Origin of the sequence: Cohnella baijiui, assembly GCF_020731285.1 — a bacterium.
Taxonomy (GTDB): domain Bacteria; phylum Bacillota; class Bacilli; order Paenibacillales; family Paenibacillaceae; genus Cohnella.
Genome location: NZ_JAJFOW010000269.1, coordinates 1 through 261, shown reverse-complemented (window position 1 = coordinate 261; position 261 = coordinate 1). Strand labels below are relative to the sequence as shown.

Genomic DNA, 261 nt, shown 5'->3' with positions numbered 1-261 from the left:
CCTCAAGTTTTTGTCTCTCGGACAGATCCGGGACTGTTGAAACGTCTCTTTGAACTTGAGGTTCCGGAGATTTTTGATGGGGTTGTTGAGATTAAATCTGTAGCGCGTGAGGCAGGGGATCGTTCCAAGCTTGCCGTATATTCGGCTGATCCGAATGTTGACCCGGTCGGTGCCTGCGTAGGTCCGAAGGGAATGCGTGTACAGACGATCGTACAGGAGCTGCGCGGTGAAAAAATCGACATTATGAAATGGTCCGAAGAG

The 261-nt window shown here is 50.6% G+C and carries 1 pseudogene; it reads left to right on the top strand.

The features are described 5' to 3' along the window. Positions 1–261, top strand: a pseudogene (gene nusA / locus LKX83_RS32595) (transcription termination factor NusA); the annotation flags it as partial.